Raw genomic sequence first — 6,466 nt, forward strand, 5'->3', positions numbered from 1 at the left:
CTCCCCTTTCAAGGGAAAAAAATAATATTTCCTTATATTCAATTCCCTTACGGTTTTAACCATACATGATATTATCCATTATCCATTAATGAATAATATCATGTCTGGTTGAATAGTTATAATTAAAGTTTGTAGTAGGGCTTGAGCAAAAAGTATGGATGGGGCTGAGAGCTATTCTACAAACAAAAACTTTTTTTATCACTGATTATCCATTAATGAATAATATCATTTCTAGTTGAATAGTTATAAATAATTAGGGAGGATTCAGGAGTCAGAAGTCAGGATACAAGAATATATTTTGATATTATTAGTTATTTGTTTATGCTTAATTGAATTTGATTTTATATTTATTAATTCCACCCAAACTAGGAGAATATAAAATTATAAAATTCCAGGAGATTTACTACTCTAATTTTGATACAAAACAACTCGATTACGTCCGGTTTTTTTCGCCCTATATAAAGCTCTATCCGCCCTTTGTACAATCTCTTCTCCTGTGGTTCCATGTAAAGGAAAACAGGCAACTCCCAGAGAAATAGTTATAGATGGCAGAGTTTCTCCCTGATTTTTTAGGGATAAGGATCTTACTCCCGAACAAATATTTTCTGCCCTTTGTTTGGCAACACTTATAGGAGTATTAATTAAAATTAAAGTCATTTCTTCTCCACCGTAACGACAGGCAATATCATATACTCTAACTTGTTGCTGCAAAAACCTCCCTAGTTCTCGGAGTACAATATCTCCAACATCGTGACCATAAGTGTCGTTAAATCGTTTAAAGCGATCGACATCTACCATGATGACACTTAAAGGTTGTTGATTACGTTTAGCTCTAATAATCTCTTGCTTGAGATATTCATCTAAATAACGCCTATTAAATAAACCTGTTAAGGCATCACGAATACTATCGTTTCTTAATTTTTCTCTGAGTTTGAGGTTGTAAAGTGCTAAAGAAATTTGTTCAGCAACAGTATGAGCTAACTCTTTTTGATGGTGACTAATTTTTTCTGAACATTGTGTTCGCAGATAAAACAACCCCCAAACTTTACCTCTATTTAATAGAGGAATACAAATGGTTGTGGTAGGTTGAGACTCGCGATCGACATGATGACAAAATAATCCTGGTTGAGCATTGCTAGCAATATGAGTTTGTCCCCGTCGTAATGCCCAACAATCATTAAATTTCACTAAGGTTTCACTATCTGCTAGATTACCATAAGAACTAACACTTTCAAACTTACAATTACACTCATCTTTCAATAAGATACTGCTAGAAAACCCTGGAAATAATTTTTTGAGAAATTCTGCCAGGAATTCATTAGCGTCTTCAATTTTTGCGCACGCTTGTAAAAATTCCATCATCTGGTTAATAGTTGTCATTTCATAGTTGCGTTGCTCTAGTTTATTTACTGATTCTTGCAAATACTCTACCTGTTCCTCCAGACGACTATTATTACGATGCAAGAGTTCAATTTTTTCGGTCTGTAGGTCTTGTATTTCCTGTCGCAATGTATGGATCACTCCACACATATCTAGAGGATCTAAATTTTGCAATATATTAGTTTGAGTTATCAGACCTAGCAGTTTGCCATTACGATCGCATACAACTAATCGCCGTACTCGTAGTTTTTGCATTTGTTGATGACCTTGCCATAAAGTATCCACAGGACTTAAAGTAGATAAAGGTGTACTCATAATGTCTGAAGCTTTTAATTTATTGAAATTCAAGCCTAGTGCTTGAAATTGCACAATATCTCTTTCTGTAACAATTCCAATTGGATGTAATATTTGTTGTTTATCTGTGCAAACAATCACTATACAACTCACTCCATACTTTGCCATTTTTTCAGCTATGGCAAGTACAGATGAATTAGGTGAATCATGAATAACATCAGTATTCATAACTTCTTTAATTTCTCTATGTCTTAGCAAGTCAAATGATTTTAGGGAATTACGAATACTTGTGGGAGTAATCAACCCTACCAATTCTTTTGCCTCGGATAATACTGGTAGGTGACGAATTTTATACTGCTGAAAATAGTTGATCACGGTATAAATATCTTCTATTTCCGAATCAGATATTGTAATTAACTTATCAGTCATTACATCACTAATTTTTATCTGCTCAAATTGAACTTTTGAGGCAATTAATCGCACTATATCGCGCTCAGTTAGTATTCCTAATAGTTGATGATTTTCAACTACTAATAAGCAACTCGAACGACTTTTTATATCGATACCTTGATTTGATTCTCTGGGTAAATTTACCTTCACATCATTGTTTTTTGGTTGACTGAGCCGATATATTGCTTCTGCTAATGAAATATCTGGAGTAACAGTTAGGGGACTAGGATCCATTGCAACTTCAATTGTGAAGTTTGACAACAGATTTTTATTAATAGACATGGCTCAGGCATAGATATAAAATTATGAATATAGAATACAATAAATATTCTAAATAGGGTACTTTTAATTGTAATAAAATATTACCGATAGATGTCTTTATTACTAGACATCTCCAGAAAAGAGGGAACAGGGAACACTTAACTGGGAACAGGAACAAATAATTGATAATTTATGGATAAGAATTGATTTTATTTTTGATTTTTGGAGATGTCTACTAATTATTGCTCTATATCAATCAATATCAAATCGTAGAATAGACAGGTCTAATTCTACTACTTGATAACCATAAAGAAATTGTTAATAATCTTAATATCGGCGAGAATTGGCAATTCTTAAACTAAGTATGATTACTGGTATTATTCCTACTAATACAATGGCTAAAGCTGGACCTGCTGCCTCAGTTAATCTTTCATCAGCAGCCAAATTATAAACCCTGACTGCTAAGGTATCAAAATTAAACGGACGAATTACCATTGTTGCTGGTAACTCTTTCATTACATCTACAAATGTCAACATTGCTCCTGTTAATAACCCACCCCACATCATCGGTACATGAACTTTAATCAAAGTTTTAGTGGGGTTGTAACCTAAACTCCGAGAAGCATCATCTAAACTTGGTTGAATTTTCACTAAACTTGACTCAACAGCACCAAATGCTACTGCCATAAATCTGACTAAATAAGCAAAAACTAATGCTGTAATAGTTCCACTGAATAATAAACCAGTTGAGATGCCAAACATGGAACGCATAAAACTATCAATGGCATTATCAACTGTACCGATAGGAATCAAAATTCCTACGGCAATAACTGAACCAGGTACAGCATAACCCATTGCAGCAATGCGAGTTGATAAACGCATTCCCAAATTTCGATTGAGACGTACTCCATAAGCCATAATTAGAGCGATCGCTACTGCCAAAACAGCGGTAATTCCTGCCAAGGTCAAACTATGGGAAGCATAATCCCAAAACCGACCTTGAAAACTTGCCCCACTCTCAGCAATAGTCATTTGTAATAATAATCCTGCTGGCAAGAGAAAACCTAAAAAAACTGGCAGTAAACAAGCAATAAAAGCACCCAATTTTCGCATTCGAGTTAAGTGAAATTGTTGTAAGTGTTGATACTGACTGCTAGTTTGATAATATTTGGCTTGCCGACGCGACCACAGTTCGAGCAAAATTAACCATAAAATAAATAATAGTAACACTGCTGCTAATTGTGCTGCTGCAACTCTTTCCCCCATACCAAACCAAGTCCGATAAATGCCAGTGGTAAATGTATCGACTCCAAAATATTGCACTGTACCGAAATCATTGAGAGTTTCCATTAGTGCTAGAGCTAAACCTGTAATTATTGCTGGTCTTGCCAGAGGTAGAGCTATTGTGAAAAAACTCCGCCAAGGGTTCGCTCCGAGGGAACGACTAGCTTCTAAAGTACAGGTTGACTGTTCTAAAAAGGCGACTCGCGTTAGGAGATAAACATAGGGGTATAAAGTTAGGGTTAACAGGGCGATCGCTCCACCAATTGAACGAATTTCTGGGAACCAATAATCACTGACACTCGTCCAACCAAATATTTCTCGCAACCATGTTTGTATAGGGCCATAAAATTCTAGCAATTCTGTATAGGTATAGGCTAAGATATAAGCGGGAGTTGCTAAGGGTAATAACATTGCCCATTCAAATAGACGACTCCCTGGAAAACGGCACATTGTGATTAACCATGCTGCTCCTACTCCAATGACTGAAACTCCACAACCTACTCCCAACATTAATATAAAGGAGTTGAGGAGATAACGAGGTAAAACTGTAGACGCTAAGTGACTCCAAATCTCTCCTGTATTCGAGAAAATACTACTGAGGACAAATATTACAGGGGCTGATATGAGAGAGGCGATCGCTACAACAAATATTGTCCAAGCATTCCAGTTGAGACGGTTAATTTTTTTCATAATTGTCAAACATTTTGGTTTTAGATATTAGAATATTTTTTTAGCAACTTAATGAGAACATTTTCTAAAAAGTTAGGTTAAGATAATTTAAGAATAAATAATGTTCTAGACGACTTTGAGAACTATAACGCACATTCTCAAATTCTCTTTGAAACTGGGTTTCTGGCATGACCGTTGGTAATCCCACAATGTTTGTTCATAAACCCAGTCTATATTTTGACTTTTGGCAGATAAGACCTCTCCCCCAACCCCTCTCCTGCTTTTGAGAGGGGAGAGATACTCCCCCTTCCCTCATAGGGAAGGGGGTTGGGGCGTTAGGTTTTTCAACCCACATTTTCAAACTAGACGCCCTAGGACTGATAACTGATAACTGAAATAACGGAGTTTCGACTTAGTTAACAATTTACGTGTGTAAGCGATATAATACGGTAGTTCTCTTCACACATTTGTAAGTAACGAGTCGCACATTTGTATCTTCTGCATTAATGGCTACTTAAACATTTCTCTTGTCTATCTATTGACAAAGACTTAAATATAAGTATAGACTTAACAGATGCGGTTGGCTTAACCGTTAATGCCTGTGGATGAGAAACCGCCGACGGCCTCAGTAGAAGCAGGAAATAAACATCGATTTGTCAAGTTATGTGACGCTTTGTATCAGTTTTATAGAGCAGGTTAAGAAATAAATGGCCCAATCGGTAATTCTCCATCTGGAGAGTGTCAACAAGCAATTTTCTCGTACTACTACCCCTGCTGTGCAAAATGTAAATTTAACATTGTACCAAGGAGATATATTGGGGTTATTGGGGCCTTCAGGTTGCGGTAAAACAACTTTATTGAGAATTATTGCTGGATTTGAGCAACCGCAGTCAGGTATTGTTTCAATTAATGGGCGAGTAGTTGCTGGTAGACATGATTGGGTAGTACCAGAAAAACGCAATGTTGGTATGGTATTTCAAGATTATGCCTTATTTCCCCATCTGACTGTAGCTAAAAATATTGCTTTTGGATTACACAATTCTAGCAAAAAGTCAAGTACACAAATTAATCATCAAGTAAAGGATGTTCTGGAATTGGTAGGTTTGTCTGGCCTAGAAAATCGTTATCCCCACGAATTGTCTGGAGGTCAGCAGCAACGGGTAGCTTTGGCGCGTGCTTTGGCACCAAGTCCAGCTTTGGTATTATTGGATGAACCTTTGAGTAATTTGGATGTGCAGGTAAGGATCAGATTACGCCAGGAATTACGGGATATTCTTAAAAGTGCAGGTGCTTCAGGAATTCTTGTCACCCATGACCAGGAAGAAGCGATGGCTATTTCTGACCGGGTGGCAGTAATGCGAGCTGGATGTGTGGAACAATTTGGTACACCAGAAGATATTTATACTGAACCTGCTTCTAAATTTGTAGCGGAGTTTGTGACTCAGGCTAATTTTTTGCCTGCACATCGTCGCGACCAGCTTTGGGAAACGGAGATGGGTGCTTTTGAGTTGACAAATAATAATGTGTTTCGTGGGGAAATTAGTAGTTTGGATGAATTCGATCGTGTTGAGTTGATGATCCGTCAAGAAGATTTGATGTTGAAAGCTGATGAAGAGGGGTCTATGGTGATTCGCGATCGCCAGTTTTTGGGTCGTGAATTTCGTTATTGTCTACAAACTGAGTCTGGAAAAGAATTAATTGCTCGCACTACCCCACAAGTAGCATTGCCAATTGGAATTCAAGTCAAGGTATCTGTTGCTGAAGATAACTTGCGAGTTTTTCGAGTCATATCTGAGGAAAAGTATGCAAAATCTTCTGAGTTAGTCGGAAGTAGGAATTTTTGATCTGTGTGGGGGTTTGGTCTCCAAACCCTGAGAGTGAATCTATTTTTTTTTGCATTAGGTGATTATAGTGGAATGACACACACATATAAAATGGTGCAATAGTAGGGGCGGGTTCCACGTTAAATTAACGACTCACGGTTCGCTCATTTAGAAATGGTTTAACTAAATAAATTCACTAAAACTCATTCATAGTAATAATTAGAGCGGTTTTAGTCACATGAGGCAGTGATTCACGGAGGAAAAATGTAGATAGATTCAGGGATTCTCATTAGAGATAAAATTTG

Annotated in this window: 4 protein-coding genes; 1 reads left to right on the plus strand and 3 read right to left on the minus strand. The window is 36.8% G+C overall.

The window, feature by feature from the left end:
• Positions 1-408: 408 nt before the first annotated feature.
• The 3 genes from F6K22_RS27250 to F6K22_RS27260 form a co-directional block, all read right to left on the minus strand.
• The gene (locus F6K22_RS27250; RefSeq protein WP_293105307.1) at positions 409-2,406 is read right to left on the minus strand and encodes a diguanylate cyclase; all 1,998 of its coding nucleotides are present in this window, start codon (positions 2,404-2,406) and stop codon (positions 409-411) included.
• Positions 2,407-2,712: 306 nt separating this feature from the next.
• Positions 2,713-4,359: an ABC transporter permease gene (locus F6K22_RS27255; protein ID WP_293105309.1), complete on the minus strand. Its 1,647-nt coding sequence runs from the start codon at positions 4,357-4,359 to the stop codon at positions 2,713-2,715.
• A gap of 64 nt (positions 4,360-4,423) precedes the next feature.
• Positions 4,424-4,546, minus strand: a complete 123-nt coding sequence (locus tag F6K22_RS27260) for a hypothetical protein (protein ID WP_293105312.1) — start codon at positions 4,544-4,546, stop codon at positions 4,424-4,426.
• Between the two features lie 499 nt (positions 4,547-5,045).
• On the opposite strand from F6K22_RS27260, the gene F6K22_RS27265 reads away from it, so the two are divergent.
• Positions 5,046-6,182, plus strand: a complete 1,137-nt coding sequence (locus F6K22_RS27265; RefSeq protein ID WP_293105314.1) for an ABC transporter ATP-binding protein — start codon at positions 5,046-5,048, stop codon at positions 6,180-6,182.
• The last annotated feature ends 284 nt before the right edge of the window (positions 6,183-6,466 follow it).

Source organism: Okeania sp. SIO2F4 (assembly GCF_010672385.1).
Classification (GTDB): domain Bacteria; phylum Cyanobacteriota; class Cyanobacteriia; order Cyanobacteriales; family Microcoleaceae; genus Trichodesmium.